The organism is Streptomyces celluloflavus (assembly GCA_000720995.1).
Lineage (GTDB): Bacteria > Actinomycetota > Actinomycetes > Streptomycetales > Streptomycetaceae > Streptomyces > Streptomyces celluloflavus.
The window spans coordinates 1-23,259 of the sequence record JOEL01000035.1 but is presented as its reverse complement, the minus strand read 5'-3'; the positions used below and the strand labels follow the sequence as shown (position 1 = coordinate 23,259).

General features: G+C 72.6%; 23 protein-coding genes. 20 read left to right on the top strand and 3 right to left on the bottom strand.

Annotated features, from left to right (window positions below; genetic code table 11):
* Positions 1 to 313: 313 nt before the first annotated feature.
* Positions 314 to 1,549 carry a signal recognition particle-docking protein FtsY gene (gene ftsY, locus IH09_RS25960; protein ID WP_052859908.1) on the top strand — a complete coding sequence of 412 codons (1,236 nt, stop codon included), beginning with the start codon at positions 314 to 316 and terminating at the stop codon, positions 1,547 to 1,549.
* A 122-nt stretch (positions 1,550 to 1,671) separates the two neighbouring features.
* Here ftsY and IH09_RS39320 read toward each other — a convergent pair whose 3' ends face one another.
* Together IH09_RS39320 and IH09_RS25955 are read right to left on the bottom strand one after the other, a co-directional pair.
* Positions 1,672 to 1,845 (bottom strand): hypothetical protein, encoded by a 174-nt coding sequence (locus tag IH09_RS39320; protein WP_190233413.1) that lies wholly within the window; start codon positions 1,843 to 1,845, stop codon positions 1,672 to 1,674.
* 76 nt (positions 1,846 to 1,921) lie between these two features.
* Positions 1,922 to 2,590, bottom strand: coding sequence for a bifunctional DNA primase/polymerase (locus IH09_RS25955; protein WP_052859907.1), 669 nt, complete (start codon positions 2,588 to 2,590; stop codon positions 1,922 to 1,924).
* 480 nt (positions 2,591 to 3,070) lie between these two features.
* On the opposite strand from IH09_RS25955, the gene nsdA reads away from it, so the two are divergent.
* The 5 genes from nsdA (at position 3,071) to ffh (ending at position 11,012) form a co-directional block, all read left to right on the top strand.
* Positions 3,071 to 4,564, top strand: a complete 1,494-nt coding sequence (gene nsdA, locus IH09_RS25950) for a transcriptional repressor NsdA (protein WP_052859906.1) — start codon at positions 3,071 to 3,073, stop codon at positions 4,562 to 4,564.
* 341 nt (positions 4,565 to 4,905) lie between these two features.
* Positions 4,906 to 6,288 (top strand): ammonium transporter, encoded by a 1,383-nt coding sequence (locus IH09_RS25945; protein ID WP_052859905.1) that lies wholly within the window; start codon positions 4,906 to 4,908, stop codon positions 6,286 to 6,288.
* Positions 6,285 to 6,623: a P-II family nitrogen regulator gene (locus IH09_RS25940; protein WP_052859904.1), complete on the top strand. Its 339-nt coding sequence runs from the start codon at positions 6,285 to 6,287 to the stop codon at positions 6,621 to 6,623. The genes IH09_RS25945 and IH09_RS25940 overlap by 4 nt, the downstream gene beginning before the upstream one ends.
* Before the next feature lie 173 nt (positions 6,624 to 6,796).
* Positions 6,797 to 9,334, top strand: coding sequence for a [protein-PII] uridylyltransferase (locus IH09_RS25935; RefSeq protein ID WP_205379075.1), 2,538 nt, complete (start codon positions 6,797 to 6,799; stop codon positions 9,332 to 9,334).
* A gap of 127 nt (positions 9,335 to 9,461) precedes the next feature.
* Positions 9,462 to 11,012: a signal recognition particle protein gene (ffh, locus tag IH09_RS25930; RefSeq protein ID WP_052859903.1), complete on the top strand. Its 1,551-nt coding sequence runs from the start codon at positions 9,462 to 9,464 to the stop codon at positions 11,010 to 11,012.
* Positions 11,013 to 11,364: 352 nt separating this feature from the next.
* On the opposite strand, the gene IH09_RS25925 is transcribed toward ffh, so the two are convergent.
* Complete coding sequence (locus IH09_RS25925; protein ID WP_052859902.1) at positions 11,365 to 12,240, bottom strand: methyltransferase type 11; 876 nt, start codon at positions 12,238 to 12,240, stop codon at positions 11,365 to 11,367.
* A 586-nt stretch (positions 12,241 to 12,826) separates the two neighbouring features.
* Between IH09_RS25925 and IH09_RS25920 the strand changes: the two genes are divergently transcribed.
* The 14 genes from IH09_RS25920 to IH09_RS25855 all read left to right on the top strand — a co-directional run bounded on the left by IH09_RS25920 (position 12,827) and on the right by IH09_RS25855 (position 23,082).
* Positions 12,827 to 13,417, top strand: a complete 591-nt coding sequence (locus tag IH09_RS25920; RefSeq protein ID WP_052859901.1) for a hypothetical protein — start codon at positions 12,827 to 12,829, stop codon at positions 13,415 to 13,417.
* Between the two features lie 156 nt (positions 13,418 to 13,573).
* On the top strand, positions 13,574 to 14,017 hold the full coding sequence (gene rpsP, locus IH09_RS25915) for a 30S ribosomal protein S16 (RefSeq protein ID WP_052859900.1): 444 nt from the start codon (positions 13,574 to 13,576) through the stop codon (positions 14,015 to 14,017).
* Positions 14,018 to 14,019: 2 nt separating this feature from the next.
* On the top strand, positions 14,020 to 14,259 hold the full coding sequence (locus IH09_RS25910) for an RNA-binding protein (RefSeq protein ID WP_052859899.1): 240 nt from the start codon (positions 14,020 to 14,022) through the stop codon (positions 14,257 to 14,259).
* 201 nt (positions 14,260 to 14,460) lie between these two features.
* Complete coding sequence (gene rimM / locus IH09_RS25905; protein WP_052859898.1) at positions 14,461 to 15,006, top strand: ribosome maturation factor RimM; 546 nt, start codon at positions 14,461 to 14,463, stop codon at positions 15,004 to 15,006.
* The gene (trmD, locus tag IH09_RS25900; protein WP_052859897.1) at positions 15,006 to 15,815 is read left to right on the top strand and encodes a tRNA (guanosine(37)-N1)-methyltransferase TrmD; all 810 of its coding nucleotides are present in this window, start codon (positions 15,006 to 15,008) and stop codon (positions 15,813 to 15,815) included. The genes rimM and trmD overlap by 1 nt, the downstream gene beginning before the upstream one ends.
* Positions 15,816 to 15,946: 131 nt before the next feature.
* Positions 15,947 to 16,294 carry a 50S ribosomal protein L19 gene (rplS, locus tag IH09_RS25895; RefSeq protein WP_052859896.1) on the top strand — a complete coding sequence of 116 codons (348 nt, stop codon included), beginning with the start codon at positions 15,947 to 15,949 and terminating at the stop codon, positions 16,292 to 16,294.
* A gap of 96 nt (positions 16,295 to 16,390) precedes the next feature.
* Positions 16,391 to 17,155 (top strand): signal peptidase I, encoded by a 765-nt coding sequence (gene lepB, locus IH09_RS25890; RefSeq protein ID WP_052859895.1) that lies wholly within the window; start codon positions 16,391 to 16,393, stop codon positions 17,153 to 17,155.
* A complete protein-coding gene (gene lepB, locus IH09_RS25885; protein WP_052859894.1) occupies positions 17,148 to 18,173 on the top strand; it encodes a signal peptidase I in 1,026 nt (341 codons plus the stop codon). The genes lepB (IH09_RS25890) and lepB (IH09_RS25885) overlap by 8 nt, the downstream gene beginning before the upstream one ends.
* A gap of 91 nt (positions 18,174 to 18,264) precedes the next feature.
* Entirely contained in the window at positions 18,265 to 19,038 is a 774-nt protein-coding gene (gene lepB, locus IH09_RS25880) for a signal peptidase I (protein WP_052859893.1), read from the top strand.
* A gap of 54 nt (positions 19,039 to 19,092) precedes the next feature.
* Positions 19,093 to 19,821, top strand: coding sequence for a signal peptidase I (gene lepB / locus IH09_RS25875; protein WP_052859892.1), 729 nt, complete (start codon positions 19,093 to 19,095; stop codon positions 19,819 to 19,821).
* Positions 19,814 to 20,335: an NUDIX hydrolase gene (locus IH09_RS25870; protein ID WP_052859891.1), complete on the top strand. Its 522-nt coding sequence runs from the start codon at positions 19,814 to 19,816 to the stop codon at positions 20,333 to 20,335. Before lepB (IH09_RS25875) ends, IH09_RS25870 begins: the two co-directional genes overlap by 8 nt.
* 38 nt (positions 20,336 to 20,373) lie before the next feature.
* Positions 20,374 to 20,682, top strand: coding sequence for a DUF2469 domain-containing protein (locus tag IH09_RS25865; RefSeq protein ID WP_003980220.1), 309 nt, complete (start codon positions 20,374 to 20,376; stop codon positions 20,680 to 20,682).
* Between the two features lie 442 nt (positions 20,683 to 21,124).
* On the top strand, positions 21,125 to 21,445 hold the full coding sequence (locus IH09_RS25860) for a YraN family protein (protein ID WP_052859942.1): 321 nt from the start codon (positions 21,125 to 21,127) through the stop codon (positions 21,443 to 21,445).
* Positions 21,445 to 23,082, top strand: a complete 1,638-nt coding sequence (locus tag IH09_RS25855; RefSeq protein ID WP_052859890.1) for a YifB family Mg chelatase-like AAA ATPase — start codon at positions 21,445 to 21,447, stop codon at positions 23,080 to 23,082. The genes IH09_RS25860 and IH09_RS25855 overlap by 1 nt, the downstream gene beginning before the upstream one ends.
* Positions 23,083 to 23,259 lie beyond the last annotated feature (177 nt).

Genomic DNA, 23,259 nt, shown 5'->3' with positions numbered 1-23,259 from the left:
CTCCGTGCGCGGGGGTCTGGGAGGCACCCCCGGGGGAGGAGGTGCAGGCAGCGGCTGTGGTGCCTGGCCAGAGTGGATGCCAGGACTCTACGCGCGTTGCGTGGCCGTCCACCATCGTACTTTGATCCAACTTCTTCCTGTACGTCCGGTTGGATCCCTCAACGAGGGTACGTCCCTTCCGTCCTCGTCGAAGGGTCCAGCGGAGGCCCGGTCCGGCGGTCCGCAGGGGGCCGGAGCCGCGGCAGGACGCCGTATCTCCGGGTTCGGCGCGTGCGGCCTGCCGCGGCGGTGTGTGACGGATACTGGACGGGTTATGGAATTCGTCATCCTTGCTGTAGTCATCGCCGTGGTCGTGCTCGGCGCGATCAGCGGGCTCGTCGTCAGCGGCCGCAAGAAGAAGCAGCTGCCGCCGTCCCCGCCGGCCACCCCGTCAGTCACCGCGCCCCCCGCCGAACCGCAGGTCGGTGAGGAGGCCGAGACCCCCCGCGACGAAGCCCGTCGCACCATCGAAGAAGTCGGGCTGCCGACCGCCGAGGCCCCCGAGGCCGCGGCACCGGTCGCCGAGCCCGAGGCGCCCGCGGCGCCCCCCGTGCCGGAGATCGAGGTCCCCGAGCCGACCGCCGGCCGGCTGGTCCGGCTGCGCGCCCGGCTCTCCCGCTCGCAGAACTCCCTCGGCAAGGGTCTGCTGACCCTGCTCTCCCGCGAACACCTCGACGAGGACACCTGGGAGGAGATCGAGGACACCCTGCTGACCGCCGATGTCGGCGTCGCCCCCACCCAGGAGTTGGTCGACCGGCTGCGCGAGCGCGTCAAGGTCCTCGGCACCCGTACGCCCGAGGGCCTGCGCGAGCTGCTGCGTGAGGAACTGCTCACCCTGATCGGCACCGACGCCGACCGCTCCGTGCACACCGGCAACGGTCTCGGCAAGGACGGCCAGGAGATCCCGGGCGTCGTCATGGTCGTCGGCGTCAACGGCACCGGCAAGACCACGACCACCGGCAAGCTCGCCCGGGTGCTGGTCGCCGACGGCAAGTCCGTCGTGCTGGGCGCGGCCGACACCTTCCGGGCCGCTGCCGCCGACCAGCTGCAGACCTGGGGCGAGCGGGTCGGCGCCCGGACGGTCCGCGGGCCCGAGGGCGGCGACCCCGCCTCCATCGCCTTTGACGCCGTGAAGGAGGGCATCGCCGAGACCGCCGATGTCGTCCTCATCGACACCGCGGGCCGGCTGCACACCAAGACCGGGCTGATGGACGAGCTCGGCAAGGTCAAGCGGGTCGTCGAGAAGCACGGCCCGGTCGGCGAGGTGCTGCTCGTCCTGGACGCCACCACCGGCCAGAACGGTCTGGTCCAGGCGCGGGTGTTCGCGGAGGTCGTGGACATCACCGGCGTGGTGCTGACCAAGCTGGACGGCACCGCCAAGGGCGGCATCATCGTCGCCGTCCAGCGCGAGCTGGGCGTGCCGGTCAAGTTGGTCGGCCTGGGCGAGGGCGCCGACGACCTGGCACCGTTCGAGCCCGAGGCGTTCGTCGACGCCCTGATCGGCGACTGACCCGCCGGGGCCACCGAGCCCCGCCCGCCACCGGCCTCCGGTACCCGCCGCCCGCGGGAGCCGGGGGCCGGTGCCGTTCCGCGTGGCGGGCAATGGGCGACGGGCCCGGAGTTCCGGGGGTGTCAGGCCGGCGACGGCCGGGTGATCAGTTCCTTGACCGGCGCGCGGTCACCGTTGAGGCGCATGCCGTCCAGGGTGCGGCGGCCGTACAGGGGCAGCAGGAGATCGCTCGCCGGGCCGTATGCGGCGGCGGGTGCGGAGGGCGAGGGGCCGGGGAAGGGCGCCGCGGTGGTCATGGTCGAGTAGTCGCAGCGGCCACTGACAACGCCGCCCGGTGCTCGCCCCCGGCCGTCGTCGCGCCGTGCGCCGCCGTCAGGCCGCGGAGCGGTGGCAGGCGTACGCCAGGGTGCCCAGCAGCAGGCGGGCCTGCGGTGGGCGGCCCGCGGTGTCCAGCGTCGGAGGGCGCAGCCAGCGCATCGGGCCGTGGCCGCCGAGGTCGGACGGGGGCGCGGTGATGTGGTCACCGGGGCCCAGCGGGCGCAGGTCGAGACGGGCGTCGTCCCAGCCCGTCCGGTAGAGCAGACCGGGCAGGCCGGCGGCCGCGCCCGGGGCGACGAAGAACAGCGCGCGGCCGGTCGGGGTGGCGGCCACCGGGCCGAGTGGCAGCCCCATCCGTTCCAGGCGCGCCAGCGCGCCGCGGCCCGCGGGCTCCGGTACGTCGAGGATGTCGAACGACCGGCCCACCGGCAGCAGCACCGCCGCGCCCGGTGTCCGTGCCCATGCCGCGGCGGTCTCCTCCAGCGTCGCGCCGGCCGCCAGCTCCCGGCCGGCGGTCAGCGGGTGCGCGCCGGGGGCGGCGCAGCCGGCGGCGCCGCAGGAGCAGTCCGGGCGGCCGCTGCCGCCGCGGACCGTACGAGCGCCGGGGACGACGTCCCAGCCCCACAGCCCGGTGTACTCCGCCACCGCCGTGCTCTCGGCCGGGCGGACGCGGCGCCGCGAGCCGGTCCGGATCTCCCGCATGCCGGCGATCGTGAAGCCCATGCCCCCTCCAACGGGTGATGCGTGCCTGTGATGACGGGCCGGTGCCGGTGGTCCGGCGAGGCGGGGTGACGCTCCGTCGCCGGACCACGGCGCCGATGGCGCGCCCGTCGTGCGCCGGGTGGTGCGGTGCGGAGCGCGCGCCCTCACGCACTGCACTCCGCCCGGCCCTTCTCGACCCGTTTCGACCGGTGTCAAGTCAATCGCGCAGAGCGGACCGGGAGTTCATGCGAAGGGGTGGCGAATGGTGGCGTTTGCGCGACCCGCCTCGCGACCGTCGTGATCGTACGATTACGTTCGGTGCGTGAACCCTCACGGGGCAACGTTCGTACGGGTATGCCAGCGGCAACGCGCCCGTCGTGCGGCGCCCGGAGGTGTGGCCGGAACCCGTGCTCGGGTAGAGCTACCGCGCACAGGCGCCGCAACAGGCGGCATCCTGTGGGTGGTTCGCAACGAGGCGACGATCGGGACGGGGGCACTCCAGTGGGCGGCAACGGCACCGCGGACTCCGGCGGCGCGGGCGGCGGCGAGACCGCCAAGCGCCCCAACGCACAGCTGAGTTCGTGGTTCGTGCGCAGCGGCTGGTCCAAGGGCGAGCTGGCGCGGCAGGTCAACCGCCGGGCCCGCCAGATGGGCGCCCACCACATCAGCACCGATACCTCTCGGGTGCGCCGCTGGCTGGACGGCGAACAGCCGCGCGAGCCCATCCCGCGCATCCTGTCCGAACTGTTCTCGGAGCGCTTCGGCTGCGTCGTCGGCGTCGAGGAGCTGGGACTGCGCAGCGCCCACCGCTCCCCGTCCGTCTCCGGGGTGGACCTGCCCTGGGCCGGTCCCCAAACGGTCAGCCTGATCAGCGAGTTCTCCCGCAGCGACCTGATGCTGGCCCGCCGCGGCTTCCTCGGCACCTCGCTGACGCTGGCCGCCGGACCCACCCTCATCGAACCGATGCAGCGCTGGCTGGTCCCGGTGCCCGCCGCGCCGGGCGGCGGGGAACCGCACCAGGACCGCGCCAAGCGGCCCTCCCGGCTCTCCGGGCCGGAGCTGGAGCTGCTGGAGTCGACCACCGCGATGTTCCGGCAGTGGGACGCGCAGTGCGGCGGCGGACTGCGCCGCAAGGCGGTGGTCGGCCAACTGCACGAGGTCACCGACCTCCTCCAGGAACCGCAGCCCGCGGACGCCGCCCGGCGGCTGTTCCGGGTCGCCGCCGAGCTCGCCGAACTGGCCGGCTGGATGAGCTACGACATCGGGCTCCAGCCCACCGCCCAGAAGTACTTCGTGCTCGCGCTGCACGCCGCCAAGGAGGCCGGCGACCGCCCCCTGGGCTCGTACGTCCTCTCCAGCATGAGCCGGCAGATGATCCACCTCGGCCGGCCGGACGACGCGCTGGAGCTGATCCATCTCGCGCAGTACGGCAGCCGCGAGACGGCCACCGCCCGCACCCAGGCCATGCTGTATGCGATGGAGGCGCGCGCGTACGCCGGGATGGGCCAGCCGAGCAAGGTCAAGCGGGCGGTGCGGATGGCCGAGGACACCTTCTCCGACGTGCTGCCCGGCGAGCCCGAGCCGGACTGGATCCGGTTCTTCTCCGAGGCCGAGCTGAACGCCGAGAACGCCCACTCCTACCGCGACCTCGCCTATGTCGCGGGCCGCAGCCCCACCTACGCCTCGCTCGCCGAACCCGTCATGGCGCGCGCCGTGGAGCTCTTCGGCAAGGACCCCGAGCACCAGCGGTCCTACGCGCTCAATCTCATCGGGATGGCCACCGTGCATCTGCTGCAGAAGGAGCCGGAGCGCGGCGCGGCGCTGGTGCAGCAGGCGATCCCGTTCGCCCAGAAGGTCCGCTCGGAACGGGTCAACACCCGGCTGCGCAAGACCGTCGACACCGCGCTGCGCGAGTTCGAAGACGTCGCCGAGGTGGTCCGGCTGAGCGATGAACTCTGCCGCCAGCTGCCGGAGACCGCGGCGGAGGCCGTCTGACGGCACACCCCCGGACACCGGCCGCGGCCGCCACCCCGGACAGCCCGACTCGGCTCCCCCATGCCAGGTCACCCGGGTGGCAGCCGCGGCCGGGCTGCTGTCCCGCCCCTTGGCGGGGCCGCCCGCCGCGGGATTGCGCCGTTGGGGCTGTCGCGGGCCCGGACTCCGTGCGGCGCGCCGCACGCGGAGTTCACCGGGGCGTAACACTGGCGAAGGCTTCGTCACCGAGGTGAAACACCGGCGGGTTTCGGCCGAAACGGTGCCGCGACACCCTCATGGCGACAGCCGGCCCACCCGCGAATCGCACCCGCACGGGCCGCATCGACGACGAGGAGACGCCGATGGCCCCAGGCACCATGACGACCGCAGCGGACCTCGCGGCGCAGCGGATCTCCCTGAGCCCGGCCAACACCGGGTTCCTGCTGATCTGCTCCGCACTGGTGATGATCATGACCCCCGGGCTCGCCTTCTTCTACGGCGGCATGGTCCGGGTCAAGAGCGTGCTCAACATGCTGATGATGAGCTTCATCAGCCTGGGCATCGTCACGACCCTGTGGGTCCTGTACGGCTTCGGGCTCGCCTTCGGCACCGACCACGGCGGATTCATCGGCTGGCAGGGCCGCTTCGCCGGCCTCAGCGGTATCGGCCTGACCGAGCTGTGGGGCACCAGCACCGTCCCCGTCCATGTCTTCGCGGTCTTCCAGCTGATGTTCGCGGTCATCACGCCCGCGCTGATCAGCGGTGCGCTCGCGGACCGGGTGAAGTTCACCGCCTGGGCGCTGTTCGTCGCGCTGTGGGTCACGCTCGTCTACTTCCCCGTCGCCCACTGGGTGTGGGCCGCGGGCGGCTGGCTCTCCGGCCTGGGCGTCATCGACTTCGCCGGCGGTACGGCCGTCCACATCAACGCCGGCGCCGCGGCCATCGGCGTGCTCCTCGTCGTCGGCAGACGCATCGGCTTCACGAAGGACCCGATGCGGCCGCACAGCCTGCCCCTGGTGATGCTCGGCGCCGGTCTGCTGTGGTTCGGCTGGTTCGGCTTCAACGCCGGCTCCTGGCTCGGCAACGACGACGGTGTCGGCGCGGTCGCCTTCGTCAACACCCAGGTCGCCACCGCCGCCGCGATGCTCGGCTGGCTCGTGTACGAACGGATCCGGCACGGCTCGTTCACCACGCTCGGCGCCGCCTCCGGTGCGGTCGCCGGACTCGTCGCGATCACCCCGGCCTGCGGCGCGGTCAGCCCGCTGGGCTCCCTCGCGACCGGGGTGATCGCCGGGGTGCTGTGCGCGGCGGCCATCGGCCTGAAATACCGGTTCGGCTACGACGACTCGCTCGATGTCATCGGCGTCCACCTCGTCGGCGGAATCGCGGGCTCGCTGCTGGTCGGCCTGTTCGCCACCGGCGGTGTCCAGAGCGACGCCAGGGGCCTCTTCTACGGCGGCGGTTTCGCGCAGCTCGGCAAGCAGACGGTCGGTGTGGTCTGCGTGCTGCTGTACTCCCTGGCCGTCTCCTTCGTCCTCGCCAAGGCCATCGACCTGCTGCTGGGCTTCCGGGTCGGCGAGGACGAGGAGGTCACCGGCGTCGACCTGAGCGCACACGCCGAGTCGGCATACGACTTCACCGGGGCGGGAGGTGGCACGGTGGCCCGTACGGCCCCGGCACCGGGTGCGGCCACCGCATCCCACGCGGCCACGGCGCCGGGCACGACGAGAAAGGTGGACGCGTGAAGCTCATCACGGCAGTGATCAAACCGCACCGGCTGGACGAGGTGAAGGAGGCGTTGCAGGCGTTCGGCGTACACGGCCTGACCGTCACCGAGGCCAGCGGCTACGGCAGGCAGCACGGGCACACGGAGGTGTACCGGGGCGCCGAGTACACCGTGGACCTGGTGCCCAAGATCCGCATCGAGGTGCTGGTGTCGGACGTGGACGCCGAGCGGGTGGTGGAGGTCGTCGTCCAGGCGGCCCGCACCGGCAAGATCGGCGACGGGAAGGTGTGGAGCGTCCCCGTCGACGAAGCGGTGCGGGTGCGGACCGGCGAGCGGGGGCCCGACGCGCTGTGACGGCGGCGCGGTCCGCGGCGGTCCCGGCGGTGCGGCGGGGCGCCGGGAAACCGCCCCGTCGCACCGGGCGCGCGGGACGCCCGTGCGGCGGATAGCCGCCCCCCGCCGCCGCGGCCCAGACTGATCCCGGGGGGCGACAGTGCCGGGGACAACACGACCGAGGAGCACCCGAGTTGACCGACAGCGCCGAGGACATCAAGTCCATCGAGGACGCCCAGGACGCCGAGGACACAGCGGAACCGGACCGCCTACCGGGACCGCACACACCCCAGGGGACCGGCCCAGCCCCCGACGGCGGCTACGCCGCGGCCCGGCTGCGGCTCCTCCAGGACGCCGCACCGGCGGGCCCGGCCCGCCGCGCCGCCCTCGCCCGGCTGACCGACGACTGGCTCGGCGCCCTGCTGACCGGCGCCGCCGCCGAGACCGGCGTACCCGGCGCCGCCCTCGTCGCCGTCGGCGGCTACGGCCGCGGCGAACTCTCCCCGCGCAGCGACCTCGACCTCCTGCTGCTGCACGACGGCCGGGCCGCCGCCGGCGCCCTCGCCGCGCTCGCCGACCGCCTCTGGTACCCCGTCTGGGACCTCGGCCTGGACCTCGACCACGCCGTCCGCACCCCCGCCGAGGCCCGCAAGGTCGGCCGCGCGGACCTCAAGGTGCAACTGGGCCTGCTCGACGCCCGCCACCTGGCCGGCGACCCGGCGCTCACCGCCGCCCTGCGGACCACCGCCTACGCCGACTGGCGCGAGAGCGCCCCCACCCGGCTGCCCGAACTCCACGACCTGTGCCGGGAACGCGCCGGCCGGCAGGGCGAGCTCCAGTACCTCCTCGAACCGGACCTCAAGGAGGCCAGAGGCGGGCTGCGGGACGCCACCGCACTCCGCGCGGTCGCCGCCTCCTGGCTCGCCGACGCCCCGCGCGGCGGCCTGGAAACCGCCCGCGCCCGGCTGCTCGACACCCGGGACGCCCTGCACCTCGTCACCGGCCGCGCCACCGACCGGCTCGCCCTCCAGGAACAGGACCAGGTCGCCCACATCCTCGGCATGCTGGACGCCGACGTCCTGCTGCGGCAGACCTACGAATCCGCCCGCACCATCTCCTACGCCACCGACGTCACCTGGCGCGAGGTCGCCCGGGTGCTGCGGGCCCGCTCCTGCAGACCGGTGCTGCGCGGGCTGCTGCACGGCCGCGGCGCGGGCCGGCTGCCGCTCGCCGAGGGCGTCGTCGAGCACGACGGCGAGGCGGTGCTGGCCCGCTCCGCGCGCCCCGAACGGGACCCGGTGCTGGTGCTGCGCGCCGCGGCCGCCGCCGCACGGGCCGGACTGCCGCTCGCGATGCACGCGATCCGCCGGTGCGGCCTGGCCATGGCCGCCCACCCGCTGCCCGTGCCCTGGCCCGCCGAAGCCCGCGAACAGCTGGTGACCCTGCTCGGCGCGGGCCCGCACACCGTGCCCGTCTGGGAGTCCCTGGAGGCCGAGGGCATCGTGACGCGGCTGCTGCCCGACTGGGAACGCGTCCGCTGCCGGCCGCAGCGCAACCCCGTGCACACCTGGACCGTGGACCGCCACCTGGTCGAGACCGCCGTCCGGGCCGCCGCCCTGACCCGCCGGGTGCACCGCCCCGACCTGCTGCTGATCGCCGCCCTGCTGCACGACATCGGCAAGGGCTGGCCCGGCGACCACGCGGTGGCCGGCGAGACCATCGCCCGCGACGTGGCCGCCCGGCTCGGCCTCGACGCCCGCGACGCCACGGTGATCGCCACCCTCGTCCGGCACCACCTGCTGCTCACCGAGACCGCCACCCGCCGCGACCTGGACGACCCGGCGACGGTCGCCGCGGTCGCCGAGGCCGTCGGCACCACCGGCACCCTGGAACTGCTGCACGCCCTGACCGAGGCCGACGCCCTCGCCACCGGGCCCGCCGCCTGGAGCACCTGGCGCGCCGGGCTCGTCGCCGACCTGGCCGACCGCGTCGCCGCCCACCTGGCGGGCCGCTCCCGCCCCGCCCGCGCCGTGGCCGGGCCGACACCGGAGCAGGAGCGGCTGGCCGTCGTGGCACGACGCACCGGCGGGCCCGTACTGGCCCTGCACACCCCGGCCGGCTCCCCGGCCGCGACGGCACCCCGCACCCCGGGCGCCGACCCGGAACCCGTCGGCGTCGAACTGCTCATCGCCGTCCCCGACCAGCCGGGCGTACTGCCCGCCGCGGCCGGCGTACTGGCCCTGCACCGCCTCACCGTGCACGCCGCCGACCTGCGCACCCTCGACCCGGCCGGCGCCGGCCCGGTCCTGCTGCTGCGCTGGCGGGTGGCCGCCGAATACGGCGCGCTGCCGCAGGCCGACCGGCTGCGCGCGGATCTGGTGCGCGCCCTGGACGGCTCCCTCGACATCCCCGCCCGCCTCGCGGAGCGCGAGCGCGCCTACGCCCGGCACCGGCGCGCGGCCCTCCCCGTCCCGCCGCCCACCGTCACCGTCGCCCCCGGCGGCTCCCGCGCCGCCACCGTGATCGAGGTCCGTGCCCAGGACGCCCACGGTCTGCTGCACCGCATCGGCCGCGCCCTGGAGGCGACCCGGGTCACCGTCCGCAGCGCGCACATCAGCACCCTGGGGGCGAACGCGGTGGACGCCTTCTACGTGACCGACACCGCGGGCGCCCCGCTGACCGCCGAGCGGGCCGCGGCCGTCGCCCGCGAGGTACAGGGGGCCCTGGAGTGACCCGCGCCACCTCGCCCGCGTCCGCCCGGCCGCCCCGGTACCGGCGGTCCGCGGTGGCTCGCCCGGCGGGCCGGATACCCTAGGAAGCGATTGCCTCTGCCCCCGACCCCGAGGATCGACGACCGCCGTGTTCGATACGCTTTCCGACCGCTTGGCGAGTACTTTCAAAAACCTCCGGGGCAAGGGCCGCCTGAGCGAGGCCGATATCGATGCCACGGCACGCGAGATCCGTATCGCCCTGCTGGAGGCCGACGTCGCGCTGCCCGTCGTACGGGCCTTCATCGCGGCGGTCAAGGAGCGCGCCCGCGGGGAAGAGGTCTCCCGGGCCCTCAACCCGGCACAGCAGATCGTCAAGATCGTCAACGAGGAGCTCGTCGGCATCCTCGGCGGCGAGACCCGCCGGCTGCGCTTCGCCAAGACCGCGCCGACCGTCATCATGCTGGCCGGCCTCCAGGGCGCCGGTAAGACCACCCTCGCCGGAAAGCTCGGCCGCTGGCTCACCTCCCAGGGCCACACCCCGCTGCTCGTCGCCTGTGACCTCCAGCGCCCCAACGCCGTCAACCAGCTCTCCGTCGTCGCCGAGCGCGCCGGGGTCGCCGTCTACGCGCCCCAGCCGGGCAACGGCGTCGGCGACCCGGTCCAGGTCGCCAAGGACTCCATCGAGTACGCCCGTAGCAAGCAGTACGACGTCGTCGTCGTCGACACCGCCGGCCGGCTGGGCATCGACCAGGAACTGATGCAGCAGGCCGCGGACATCCGCGACGCGGTCAGCCCCGACGAGGTCCTCTTCGTCGTCGACGCGATGATCGGCCAGGACGCCGTCAACACCGCCGAGGCGTTCCGCGACGGCGTCGGCTTCGACGGTGTGGTGCTCTCCAAGCTCGACGGCGACGCCCGCGGCGGTGCCGCGCTGTCCATCGCGCACGTCACCGGCAAGCAGATCATGTTCGCCTCCAACGGCGAGAAGCTGGACGAGTTCGACGCGTTCCACCCGGACCGCATGGCGTCCCGCATCCTCGGCATGGGCGACATGCTCTCGCTCATCGAGAAGGCCGAGCAGACCTTCAGCCAGGCCGAGGCCGAGAAGATGGCGGCCAAGCTCCAGAAGGGCCCCAAGGAGTTCACGCTCGACGACTTCCTGGCCCAGATGGAGCAGGTCCGCAAGATGGGCTCCATCTCCAAGCTGCTCGGCATGCTGCCCGGCATGGGGCAGATGAAGGAGCAGATCAACAACCTCGACGAGCGCGAGGTGGACCGCACGGCCGCCATCATCAAGTCGATGACGCCGGCCGAGCGCCAGGAGCCGACGATCATCAACGGCTCGCGCCGCGCCCGGATCGCCAAGGGCTCCGGCGTCGACGTCAGCGCGGTGAAGAACCTCGTCGAGCGGTTCTTCGACGCCCGCAAGATGATGTCGAAGATGGCCCAGGGCGGCGGCATGCCGGGCATGCCGGGGATGCCGGGCATGGGCGGCGGCCCCGGCCGCCAGAAGAAGCAGCAGAAGCAGGCCAAGGGCAAGCGCAAGAGCGGCAACCCGATGAAGCGCAAGGCCGACGAAGAGGCCGCGGTCGCCCGCCGCGAGGCCGCCCAGGCCGGCAACCCGCTGGGCCTGCCGCAGGGCGGCGACCAGCCGCAGAACTTCGAACTCCCCGAGGAATTCAAGAAGTTCATGGGCTGACCCCCGGAGCCACCGCGCTCCGTGAGCCCCCGACCGCCGGACGGCCGGGGGCTCACGCGCGCTTTGGGCCCGTCGGCCGCGGTCGATGGTGGGGTCGTTGGTGGCGATCAGCCGGTCGCCGGCCGCGCCCAGCGGCACCGCCAGTCGCCGGGCGGCGTCTCCGTCACGGGTCAGGAACCGCTCGTCGATGGCGGTCACGGATGGCGTTCATACACGTAACGGCACACAGGCTCCCGGATGTTGACGAGCCGTCAGCAGATCCGCGCCACCCGGCCCGTGGGGTCACCCCGGTCCGCCACCGAAGCCGTCCCGCGTACGGCCCTCGTCCCGCGTACGGTCCCGCCGCGTCCCCCTACCGCGTCCGCGCGATCAGATACCGGAACACATTCGGCATCCAGACCGTCCCGTCCGCCCGCAGATACGGATGCAGCGCCTCGCGGAGCTCCTTTTCCACCTGCGGCTGCCCGGCCGCCTCCAGCGCCGCGTCGAACGCGCCCGTCGACAGCAGTCCGCGCACCGCGCTCGCCGCGTCCGCGTACCCGAACGGGCAGGCCACCCGGCCCGACCCGTCCGGCCGCAGCCCGGCCGTCTCCGCCAGTTCCTCCAGATCGTCCCGGCCGCCGGGCCACCAGCCGCCCGCCGTCCGCAGCGGATCGGCCAGCCGCTGCGCCACCCGCAGCACCCCGGCCGTCGCGCACCGCTCCACCGGGCCCCAGCCGCCCAGCACCACCGCGCTGCCGCGCTCCGCCAGGCCCGCCGCCGCCGTCAGGGCGGCCACCGGCCCCTCGGCGAAGCCCGCGCCGCCCACCGGAGGGAACGCGGTCACCACGGTGAACGGGCCGCCGCCGGCCACCTCGTCGAGCCGGCCGCCGACCGGCCGCGCGGCCCCGGTCCGGCCGTCCGGCACGAGCCGCTCCCGCGCCAGCTCCAGCCGGTACTCGTCCGTGTCCACGCCGCCGACCCGCGCCCCGCGCCCCGCCGCGAGCAGCAGCGCCAGCCCGGAACCGCAGCCCAGCCCCAGCAGCCGGGTGCCGGGACCGACGCCCAGCCGGGTGTACGCGGCCTCGTACAGCGGGACCAGCATCCGCTCCTGTATCTCGGCCCAGTCCCGGGCGCGCGCCCGCGGGCCGGCGGGCGCGCACAGGCCGTCGGAAGCCGTCGCCACGGGATCCGGACGATCCGTGGAGCCGGAGTCCGGAAGCTGGTGCCGTACGAGCGTGGGTGACATCGCAAGCGCCCCTATTCGCCGAGAACCCGAAGCTGTTCCGTGCCGATCGCCCCCGTGTCCGCGCGTGGTGCGCCCCCGCGATCCAGACAACTGCGCATCCGTCCAGGCGTCCAGAGGATGCGCCGGGGTTGTCTCCCGCGCGCCCCCGGATGCGCCGGGCACGCGCCGTGACGTGCCGTTCCAGAGTGCCCCGCCCCGCGCCGTTCCGCCACGGCAGCGTCCGCCGTCCGGTCCGCGCGGCGCTGCCCGACGGGGCCGGCCGGCCGGTGGTGGCCGATGCCGGACGGTCCGGCCGTGGGGCCGGTGTCGGGGACCGGAGATACCCGCAGTAACATCGCCGCGGCGACGATCGTCGCCCCCGGCGTCCGGCCCCCATCCGGCCGGTGTGCCTCCGGCCTGCGACAGGCTGCGCCATGTGGGCGTACGCGTGGGTACGCGCCAACTTGATGGCTGATGGGCGCCTTCTTCGCAGATCAGCGCACCCGGCCCGCGGCATGACCCATGACCGGAAACTGACTGGTACGTGCAAATTATTTGGGATGCCCCGGAATCGGAACACTGGGCGACCCCGGCTCGTTGTCACGACGTGAGCACGACACCGCCTGTTCTCGCCGCCGAGCTGGCGCTCGCCTGGGCCGATATTCAACGGCACCACTCCGAGCTGCCGGACCTGGCCGCCCCCGAGTCCCTGATCGGAGAATCCTCGTCCGCCTGTGGCGCCGAGCTCTCCTTCGAACGGCTGCTCCACGAGGCCGTCCACGGCATCGCCGCCGCCCGCGGCATCCGCGACACCTCCCGCGCAGGCCGCTACCACAACCGACGTTTCCTGGCGATCGCCGAGGAGCTGGGCCTCGACCACGCCGACGAGCCGCATCCCAGCAGCGGCTTCTCCCTGGTCACGCTCAACCCCGAGGCCAGGAGGCGCTACCGCCCCACCATCGAGCGGCTGGCCAGAGCCCTCAAGGCGCACACCGCCGCGACGGCCACCGACACCACGCGCAGCTTCCGCGGCCCGGCTGCCCGGCACGGCTCCTCCGGAGGCGGTGTCCGCGTCAAGGCCGTCTGCGACTGCGGGCGCAACGTCCGGGTCGTCCCGTCGGTGCTGGCCCAGGCCCCGATCGTCTGCGGTGGCTGCGGTAAGCCGTTCCGGATCCCCGAGGTGGCCGCGGTCGGCTGATCCCGGGGCGTGTGGCACAATGGCTAGCTGTACTCGACAGTCGCATAGGACCCCTCTCTCCTCCGGCTGACGCGTCCATCGGGCACCCCGAGTACCGCAACCCCACGTGGCATCCCGTTGTGCCCCACCACGTCAAGACCAGGAGACACCACTTCCGTGGCAGTCAAGATCAAGCTGAAGCGTCTGGGCAAGATCCGCGCGCCTCACTACCGCATCGTCATCGCCGACTCCCGTACCCGCCGTGACGGCCGGGCCATCGAGGAGATCGGCCTGTACCACCCGGTGCAGAACCCCTCGCGCATCGAGGTCAACTCCGAGCGTGTCCAGTACTGGCTGGGTGTCGGCGCGCAGCCGACCGAGCCCGTCATGGCCATCCTCAAGGTGACCGGCGACTGGCAGAAGTTCAAGGGCCTGCCGGCCCCGGCGCCGATGAAGGTCGCCGAGCCGAAGGCCGACAAGCGCCACCTCTTCGAGGCCGCCGCCAAGGCGTCCGGCAACGAGCCCAAGGGTGAGGCCATCACCCCGAAGGCGAAGAAGGCTGACAAGAAGGCGGACGAGGCTGCTGAGGCCGAGTCCACCTCCGAGTCGACCGAGGCCTGAGCATGCTCGAGGAAGCCCTTGAGCACCTCGTCAAGGGCATCGTCGACAACCCCGACGACGTGCAGGTAGCCTCGCGCACCCTGCGCCGCGGGCGCGTGCTGGAGGTACGGGTGCACCCCGACGACCTCGGCAAGGTGATCGGCCGCAACGGCCGTACCGCCCGCGCGCTGCGGACCGTCGTAGGCGCTCTCGGCGGGCGGGGCATCCGCGTCGACCTCGTCGACGTGGACCAGGTCCGCTGAACAAAGGGAACACCGGCTCGGGCCGGGGAGGGCTTTCGAGCCGTCCCCGGCCTTTGTCGTCCGCGGCCACGGTGTCCGCCACCGGCGGCGTTTCGCCGCCCCTTCCACACCGCCCATTCCGCACCATCGTTTGAGGAACCACGACGGTCCTCGGCCACCCCGCGAGAGCGGTGGCGGTTCAGTCGCAAAGAGGAGCACAGCGTGCAGCTGGTAGTCGCACGGATCGGCCGGGCCCACGGCATCAAGGGCGAGGTCACGGTAGAGGTGCGGACCGACGAGCCCGAACTGCGGCTCGCGCCCGGCGCCGTGCTGGCCACGGAGCCGTCCGCCACCGGACCGCTGACCATCGCGACCGGCCGGGTGCACAGCGGCCGGCTGCTGCTGCGCTTCGAAGGCGTCCAGGACCGTACGGGCGCCGAGGCGCTGCGCAACACCCTGCTGATCGCCGAGGTGGACCCCGAGGAGGTCCCGGAGGACCCCGAGGAGTTCTACGACCACCAGCTGATCGACCTCGACGTCGTCACCCGCGACGGCACCACCGTCGGCCGGATCGCCGAGATCTCGCACCTGCCCTACCAGGACCTGCTGATCGTCAGGCGGCCCGACGGCAGTGAAGTCCTGATCCCGTTCGTCGGCGAGATCGTCCCGGAGATCGACCTCCAGGAGCAGCGTGCGGTCATCGACCCGCCCCCCGGCCTCCTCGACGAGAGCCAGGTCGAGATCGCCGCCGAACGCGAGGACAGCTGATGCGCCTCGACGTCGTCACGATCTTCCCCGAATACCTCGAACCGCTGAACGTCTCCCTCGTCGGCAAGGCGCGCGCCCGCGGACAGCTCGATGTGCGCATCCACGACCTGCGGGAGTGGACCCACGACAGGCACCACACCGTCGACGACACCCCCTACGGCGGCGGCCCCGGCATGGTCATGAAGCCCGAGCCGTGGGGCGCGGCACTGGACGAGATCCTGGCCTCCGGCGACGGCGCCCCGGTCCTCGTCGTCCCCACGCCCAGTGGCGAACCCTTCACCCAGCAGCTCGCCGTCGAACTCTCCGCCAAACCCTGGCTGGTGTTCACCCCGGCCCGCTACGAAGGCATCGACCGCCGTGTCATCGAGGAGTACGGCGACCGCCTGGACGTGCGCGAGGTCTCCATCGGGGATTACGTCCTGGCCGGCGGCGAGGCCCCCGTCCTGGTCATGGTCGAGGCCGTCGCCCGGCTGCTGCCCGGTGTCCTCGGCAACGCCGCCTCCCACCAGGACGACTCGTTCGCCCCCGGAGCGATGGCCGACCTCCTGGAGGGCCCCGTCTACACCAAGCCCCCCGAGTGGCGCGGCCGCGGTATCCCCGAGATCCTGCTCAGCGGCCACCACGGCAAGATCGCCCGCTGGCGCCGCGACGAAGCCTTCCGCCGCACCGACCGCAACCGCCCCGATCTGATCGAACGCGCCGACCCCGCCGCGTTCGACAAACACGACCGCGCGATACTCGCCGCGCTGGGCTGGTCCCTGGGCGAGGACGGCCGATTTGGGCGTACGTGCGAGGCCGTGGAAGAATAGGCCGCTGCTGTGTGCGTCCGGCGCGCGCCCCTGCCACAGGGGGAACGACGCCCGTCCGACGGAACGGCTTCCGAACATCATCCCGATATCCCGTTGATGACCTGTGGCATCAACGAAGAAAGCAGTAGGTCATGCACCTTCTCGACAACGTCGACGCCGCGTCGCTGCGCAGCGACATCCCGGCCTTCCGCCCGGGTGACACCGTCAACGTCCACGTCCGCGTCATCGAGGGCAACCGCTCCCGTGTGCAGCAGTTCAAGGGCGTTGTCATCCGCCGTCAGGGCGCCGGCGTGCGCGAGACCTTCACGGTCCGCAAGGTCAGCTTCTCCGTCGGCGTCGAGCGCACCTTCCCGGTGCACACCCCGATCGTCGAGAAGATCGAGGTCGTGACCCGCGGTGACGTCCGTCGCGCCAAGCTGTACTTCCTCCGTGAGCTCCGCGGCAAGGCCGCGAAGATCAAGGAGAAGCGCGACAGGTGAGCCACGCCGCCCCGGACCGCGGATTCCCGCACCGAGGCACCGCGTAGCGACGCTCACGTCAGGTGTCCGGACCCGGCCGGATAGGCTCAGGGCCCGATGGACACCGACGCACAGCTCTCGGAGCGCGACCGCTCTCCGGACCCCGACCAGGGGCCGGAGCAGCGGTCGCGCTCCGCGCGTTTCCGCACCCGGCTGGCCCGCCTGCGGTACCGGCCGGTCACCCTCCTCGCCCTCTGCCTGGCCTTCCTCCTGCTGCTCAGCACCTTTGTCGCGCAGCCCTTTCTGATCCCCAGCTCCTCCATGGAGAACACCCTGCGGATCGGGGACCGGGTGCTGGTCAACAAGCTGGCGTACCGGTTCGGCGGGGAGCCGCGGCGGGGCGATGTCGTGGTCTTCGACGGGAGGGGGTCTTTCGTCCAGAGCGAACCGGAAGAGAATCCCGTCACGGGACTGCTGCGCGGAGCCGGTGCGGCGCTGGGCCTGGCCCGGCCCGCCGAGACCGACTACGTCAAACGCGTGATCGGGATCGGCGGCGACCGCGTGACCTGCTGCGACAAACGGGGGCGGATCGAAGTGAACGGCGAGCCCGTGACCGAGGGCTATCTCTATCCGGGGGACGGGCCGTCCTCGGTGGAGTTCGACATCGTGGTGCCGGAGGGAAAGCTGTGGGTCATGGGGGACCACCGGTCGAAATCCCGGGATTCCCGTGACCACCTCGGGGAACCGGGCGGCGGGGTGGTCCCGGTCGGCAAGGTGATCGGCCGGGCGGACTGGATCAGCTGGCCGGTGAGCCGCTGGAGCACCATCGACCGGCCGCCGTCCTTCGACGCCGTACCCGCCCCGGCAGGCCACCATGGGTAGCCGCGGGCGCGACCCGGAGGACGACAGCCACCAGGAGAGCGGCGAGGGACCCGCCTCGGACACCGGCCCGCCGGCCGTCGGCGGGCGGGCCGAGCGACGGCGTCAGGAGCGGCGCGTCACCCGCCGCAGACGCCGCTCCTACCTCAAGGAAATACCCCTCCTCATCGGCGTGGCGCTGGTCATCGCCCTCGTCCTGAAGACCTTCCTGGTGCAGGCGTTCGTGATCCCGTCGGGCTCCATGGAGCAGACGATCCGGATCGGCGACCGGGTGCTGGTGGACAAGCTCACCCCCTGGTTCGGTGCGAAGCCGGCGCGCGGTGACGTCGTCGTCTTCAAGGACCCCGGCGGCTGGCTCAAGGGCGAGCAGACCGCGCCCGCCGACGACCCGGCGGGCGTCAAACAGGTCAAGCAGTTTCTGACCTTCATCGGGCTGCTTCCGTCGGCCGACGAACAAGACCTGATCAAACGGGTCGTGGCGGTCGGCGGCGACACCGTCCGCTGCTGCGACACCCAAAACCGGATCACCATCAACGGCACTCCACTGACCGAGCCGTACGTCCACCCCGGAAACCCGCCCTCGCAGATCAGGTTCACGGTCAACGTCCCCACCGGACGGATCTTCGTTCTCGGCGACCATCGCTCGAACTCCGCGGATTCGCGGTTCCACCTGGACGAGCCGTACCGTGGCACGGTCTCGGAGGAGAATGTCGTGGGCCGGGCCGTGGTGATCGCCTGGCCGATCGGCCACTGGCGGCGTCTCGAAGAGCCCGGCACCTATGCGACCGTGCGCGACGCGCCGGGCGCGAAGGCCGCGGCCGCACGAACGCCGCATAGGGTGTCCCCCGAGACATTGGACGACCTCCCGACCCCTGCGGAACTCCCGCTCGTTATGGGAGTGGTGGGCCTGCACCGGTTGACGGGCGGGCGTGAGCGCGGAGTAAGGAGCAGATGTGGGGGACTTTGCGGTCGGCGCGCGGTCCGGAACCGAAGAGCCCGAAGAGCCGGCGGGGCACGGTGAGTCCCCGCAGGCGGCGACGCGTTCCGTGCATCCGTCACAGCCGCGGTCAGCACAGTCAGAACGGCCGGCGGCCGAGGAGGAGAGCGGCAGAGTGACGAAGGGCAAGAAGCCGCGTGCCTTCTGGAAAGAGCTGCCGATCCTCATCGGCATCGCCCTGCTCCTCGCGCTGTTGATCAAGACCTTCCTGGTGCAGGCGTTCTCCATCCCGTCCGACTCCATGCAGAACACCCTGCAGCGCGGAGACCGGGTGCTGGTGGACAAACTGACGCCGTGGTTCGGCTCGAAGCCCGAGCGCGGCGAGGTCGTCGTCTTCCACGACCCGGGCGGCTGGCTCAACGAAGCCCCGACGCCCGAGCCCAACCCCGTCCAGAAGGTCCTCAGCTTCATCGGCCTGATGCCCTCGGCCGAGGAGAAGGACCTGATCAAGCGGGTCATCGCGGTCGGCGGCGACACCGTGGAGTGCCAGGGCACCGGACCGGTGAAGGTCAACGGCAAGGCCCTCAAGGAGGACTCGTACGTCTTCCCCGGAGCCACCCCGTGCGGTGACCGGCCGTTCGGCCCGATCCACGTCCCCAAGGACCGGATCTGGGTGATGGGCGACCACCGCGACGACTCACTGGACTCCCGCTACCACCAGAACCTCAAGGGCAACGGCACGGTCTCGGTCAACGAGGTCGTCGGCCGCGCCTTCACCATCGCCTGGCCGATCAACCGCTGGTCCACGCTGCCGGTGCCCGACACCTTCGACCAGCCCGGCATCAACAAGGCGATGGCCGCGGCGCCGGCCGCGCTCGGCCTCGCCGGCGCGGTGCCGATCGTGCTGTGGCGCCGCAGGAGGCTGACCAAGGAAAGTACCCCCGGGTAGGGTGCCGTCCCAGATCTTCGACGCGGGCCGTGCCCGCGGGGTGGGAGCGCTGGGATGAGCGGCAGTACCGGACGCAGTACCGACGGCCGCGGCCGGACCAAGGGCAGTGTGCTGTCCGGTCTGGCCGTGGCCGTCGGCTGTGTGCTGTTCCTGGGCGGCTTCGTATGGGCGGCGCTGCTCTACCGCCCGTACACGGTGCCGACCGATTCGATGTCACCGACGATCGCGGCCGGCGGCCGGGTGCTGGCCGAGCGGGTGGCGGACTCCGAGATACGCCGCGGCGACGTCGTCGTCTTCAAGGACTCGGTGTGGGGCGACCAGCCCATGCTCAAGCGCGTCGTCGGCATCGGCGGGGACAAGGTCTCCTGCTGCAGCAAGGCCGGCCTGCTGACGGTCAACGGAACCCCCGTCGAGGAGCCGTATCTGCACGGCAGCGGACCCGCCTCACCGGCCGTCTTCCAGGCCACCGTCCCCGCCAGCCACCTCTTCCTCCTCGGCGACCACCGCAGCGGCTCCCTCGACTCCCGTGTGCACCTCACCGACGGGGCCCAGGGCTCCGTACCGCGCAGCGCGGTCGACGCTCGGGTGGACGCCCGCGCCTGGCCGCTGGACAGTATCGGCATGATGCAGCGTCCCACCGGCTTCGCGGGGCTCCCCGGGGGTATCTCGCAGCCCGGACCGATCCGGCCCCTCACCTTCGCCGTCGCCGCCGGCGCGGTGCTCATCCTCGGCGGCGCGGCCCACGGCCCGATCGCCCGGCGCCTGGCGCGCAGGCGTGGCTGAGGACCGGGCGGCGACCGCCGCCGACCGGCCCGCCGAGGTGCGCCAGGTCTCCCGCGTCGTGTTGCTCGACCCCGACGACCGGATCCTGCTGCTGCACGGCTTCGAACCAGGCCATCCCTCCGATACCTGGTGGTTCACCCCGGGCGGCGGCCTGGAGGGCACCGAGACCCGCGAGGCGGCGGCCCGCCGCGAACTGGCCGAGGAGACCGGGATCACGGATGTGGTCCTCGGTCCCCTCCTGTGGCGGCGCCGCTGCTCGTTCCCGTTCGACGGGCGACGCTGGGAGCAGGACGAGTGGTACTACCTGGGACGAACCGACCGGACCGCGACCGACACCGGCGGCCATACGGACCTGGAACGGCGCAGCGTCTCGGGGCTGAGGTGGTGGACCGCGGAGGAACTGTCGGTGTCGCATGAGACGGTGTACCCGACCAGACTCGCCGGGCTGCTGCGCACGCTGCTCGACGAAGGCCCCCCGCGTGCGCCGGTGCTCCTGGAGACCGAAAGGGTCTGACGCACAATAGGGGGACGCACGGCTGAAGGGGATCTGCCATGAGCGCCGAGGACCTCGAGAAGTACGAGACCGAGATGGAGCTGAAGCTCTACCGGGAGTACCGCGACGTCGTCGGTCTGTTCAAGTACGTGATCGAGACCGAACGACGGTTCTACCTCACCAACGATTACGAAATGCAGGTGCACTCGGTTCAGGGTGAGGTCTTCTTCGAGGTCTCGATGGCCGACGCATGGGTGTGGGACATGTACCGCCCGGCCCGCTTCGTCAAGCAGGTGAGAGTGCTGACGTTCAAGGACGTGAACATCGAAGAGCTCAACAAGAGCGACCTCGATCTGCCGGGAAGCTGAGAAGCGAGCACGCCGGGGGAGGGGCGCCGGAGCGGGGATTCGCCGTTCGGGCGAGGGAGTGAGGCCGGCCGATCGGCCCGCCGTCCGCGTGCGGTGCGCGGACGGCGATGAGCGCGGCCGACCGGTTCTTCCCCCACGCGGGTGACCGGGTTTTCCCCAACCGGTCCGTTGTCCACCAAGATCCAACAGATCTGGGCGAGAGCGTCACCGTCGGTGCCGGAGGTGGTGCCGCATGAACGCCATGCACACCGGCCGACAGGCCACGGACGACGTACGGAGCGGGGACCGCAAGAAGCACCCCGGGAGCACGGCACCGGGGAACGGGCAGAGGCGCCGCGAGCGCACCGGCCGCCGCCGGCAGCCGGACAGGACCACGGAGCGCCGTCCCGCCGACACACCGGCGACCGACGCCCGGCGCGCGCTCGGACGCTACGGGGAGGACCTGGCGGCCCGGCGGCTCATCGAGGCCGGGATGCGGATCCTGGACCGTAACTGGCGCTGCCGCGACGGAGAGATCGACATCGTGGCCGCCGACGGCGACGCCCTGGTCGTCTGCGAGGTCAAAACCCGCCGCGCGGGATGGTACGAACACCCCATGGCGGCCGTACGGGCCGAGAAGACCGCACGGCTGCGCCTGCTGGCGGAACGCTGGCTGGAGCGACACGGCGGCCCGCCACCCGGCGGCGTACGGATCGACGTGATCGGCGTACTCCTGCCGGCCCGCGGCGCCCCGGTCGTCGAACACGCACGAGGGGTGGCGTGATGGCCTTCGCCCGCACCTGCTCCGTCGCCCTGGTCGGCGTCGAAGGCGTGGTCGTCGAGGTCCAGGCCGACCTGGAACCCGGCGTCGCGGCCTTCACCCTGGTCGGACTGCCCGACAAGAGCCTGGTCGAATCGAAGGACCGGGTACGCGCGGCGGTGGCGAACTCCGGCGCCGAGTGGCCGCAGAAGAAGCTCACCGTCGGGCTCAGCCCCGCATCCGTCCCCAAAGGCGGCAGCGGCTTCGATCTCGCCGTGGCCTGCGCCGTCCTCGGCGCCGCCGAACGCCTCGACCCCCGCGAACTCACCGACCTCGTGATGATCGGCGAACTGGGCCTGGACGGCCGGGTACGGCCCGTACGCGGAGTGCTGCCCGCCGTCCTGGCCGCGGCCGAGGCCGGATACCGCCAGGTCGTCGTGGCGGAACGCACCGCCGCCGAGGCATCACTCGTACCCGGCGTCTCCGTCCTCGGTGTCCGCAGTCTGCGCCAGCTGATCGCCGTGCTCACGGATGAACCGGTGCCCGACGAGGACGACACCCTCGAAGAGGGCCGCCCCGACCCGCTGCTCGCCGGGCTGGTCGTGCCCGGCACCGGCATCGGCATCGGCGCGGGACTGCCGCCCGGGGACCGCTTACCCGATCTCTCCGATGTCGCAGGCCAGCACGGCGCCCGCCGCGCTCTGGAGGTGGCCGCCGCAGGACGCCACCACATCTTCTTCAAAGGCCCGCCCGGAGCCGGCAAGACGATGCTCGCCGAACGCCTCCCCGGGCTGCTGCCGCCCCTGTCCCCCAAGGAATCGCTGGAGGTCACCGCCGTCCACTCGGTGGCCGGCACCCTCCCGCCGGGACAGCCACTCGTCGCACGCCCGCCCTACTGCGCACCGCACCACTCCGCGACCATGGCGTCCCTTGTCGGAGGCGGCAGCGGACTGCCTCGCCCTGGGGCCGTATCGCTGGCTCACCACGGCGTACTTTTTCTGGACGAGGCGGCAGAATGCAGCGCACGCGTCCTGGACGCACTGCGCCAGCCGCTGGAATCCGGACATGTGGTCGTCGCGCGGGCCGCCGGCATGATGCGGCTGCCCGCCCGCTTCCTCCTGGCCCTGGCCGCCAACCCCTGCCCGTGCGGCAGGCACGGCACGACCGGCGGCGGCTGCGAATGCCGGCCCTCCTCGATCCGCCGCTACCGGGCCCGGCTCTCCGGCCCCCTGATGGACCGCGTCGACCTGCGGATCGCCGTGGAACCCGTCGCCCGTTCCGAACTGGTCGCGTTCGGCCGCGGCGCCGAGTCCACCGCGCAGGTCGCCGAACGTGTACGGGCCGCCCGCGAACGCGCCGCGGCACGCTTGACCGGCACACCGTGGAACACCAACAGCGAGGTACCCGGCCACGAACTCAGGACCCGTTGGCAGGTGGACCCAGGCGCCCTGGCCCTGGCCGAACGCGATTTGGAATGCGGCCTGCTGACGGTCCGTGGACTGGATCGCGTACTGCGCGTCGCCTGGACGGCCGCCGACCTCGCGGGCCACGACCGCCCCACAAAGGAAGACGTCAACTGGGCTCTGGAGCTCCGGACCGGGGTGCGACGGGGCGGGGTGGCGGTGGCAGGGGGGAGTGCGAGGAATTCGGGGATTTCGTGACCTCAGTGGCTTCTGTAACTTAAGGGGCTTATGCGGCTTCTGTGGATTGAGTGGCCATGGTGAGGGTGCGGTGAGCTGAGGTGTGGTGGGGGTGGGGGCCCGCGGGGTCGGCGGCCGCCCAGGCGACGCGCAGTACGCGATCCAGTCCACGGACCGTCAGCAGGCCGCATTCCAAAT

Excerpts from the sequence above, each read along its gene's own strand:
- IH09_RS25865 (WP_003980220.1), top strand. The coding sequence starts at position 20,374 with ATGAGCGCCGAGGACCTCGAGAAGTACGAGACCGAGATGGAGCTGAAG.
- ftsY (WP_052859908.1), top strand. The coding sequence starts at position 314 with ATGGAATTCGTCATCCTTGCTGTAGTCATCGCCGTGGTCGTGCTCGGC.
- IH09_RS25855 (WP_052859890.1), top strand. The coding sequence starts at position 21,445 with ATGGCCTTCGCCCGCACCTGCTCCGTCGCCCTGGTCGGCGTCGAAGGC.
- IH09_RS25910 (WP_052859899.1), top strand. The coding sequence starts at position 14,020 with ATGCTCGAGGAAGCCCTTGAGCACCTCGTCAAGGGCATCGTCGACAAC.
- lepB (WP_052859894.1), top strand. The coding sequence starts at position 17,148 with ATGGGTAGCCGCGGGCGCGACCCGGAGGACGACAGCCACCAGGAGAGC.
- IH09_RS25945 (WP_052859905.1), top strand. The coding sequence starts at position 4,906 with ATGGCCCCAGGCACCATGACGACCGCAGCGGACCTCGCGGCGCAGCGG.
- lepB (WP_052859892.1), top strand. The coding sequence starts at position 19,093 with ATGAGCGGCAGTACCGGACGCAGTACCGACGGCCGCGGCCGGACCAAG.
- lepB (WP_052859895.1), top strand. The coding sequence starts at position 16,391 with ATGGACACCGACGCACAGCTCTCGGAGCGCGACCGCTCTCCGGACCCC.
- rplS (WP_052859896.1), top strand. The coding sequence starts at position 15,947 with ATGCACCTTCTCGACAACGTCGACGCCGCGTCGCTGCGCAGCGACATC.
- IH09_RS25955 (WP_052859907.1), bottom strand. The coding sequence starts at position 2,590 with ATGGGCTTCACGATCGCCGGCATGCGGGAGATCCGGACCGGCTCGCGG.
- trmD (WP_052859897.1), top strand. The coding sequence starts at position 15,006 with ATGCGCCTCGACGTCGTCACGATCTTCCCCGAATACCTCGAACCGCTG.
- IH09_RS25925 (WP_052859902.1), bottom strand. The coding sequence starts at position 12,240 with ATGTCACCCACGCTCGTACGGCACCAGCTTCCGGACTCCGGCTCCACG.
- IH09_RS39320 (WP_190233413.1), bottom strand. The coding sequence starts at position 1,845 with ATGACCACCGCGGCGCCCTTCCCCGGCCCCTCGCCCTCCGCACCCGCC.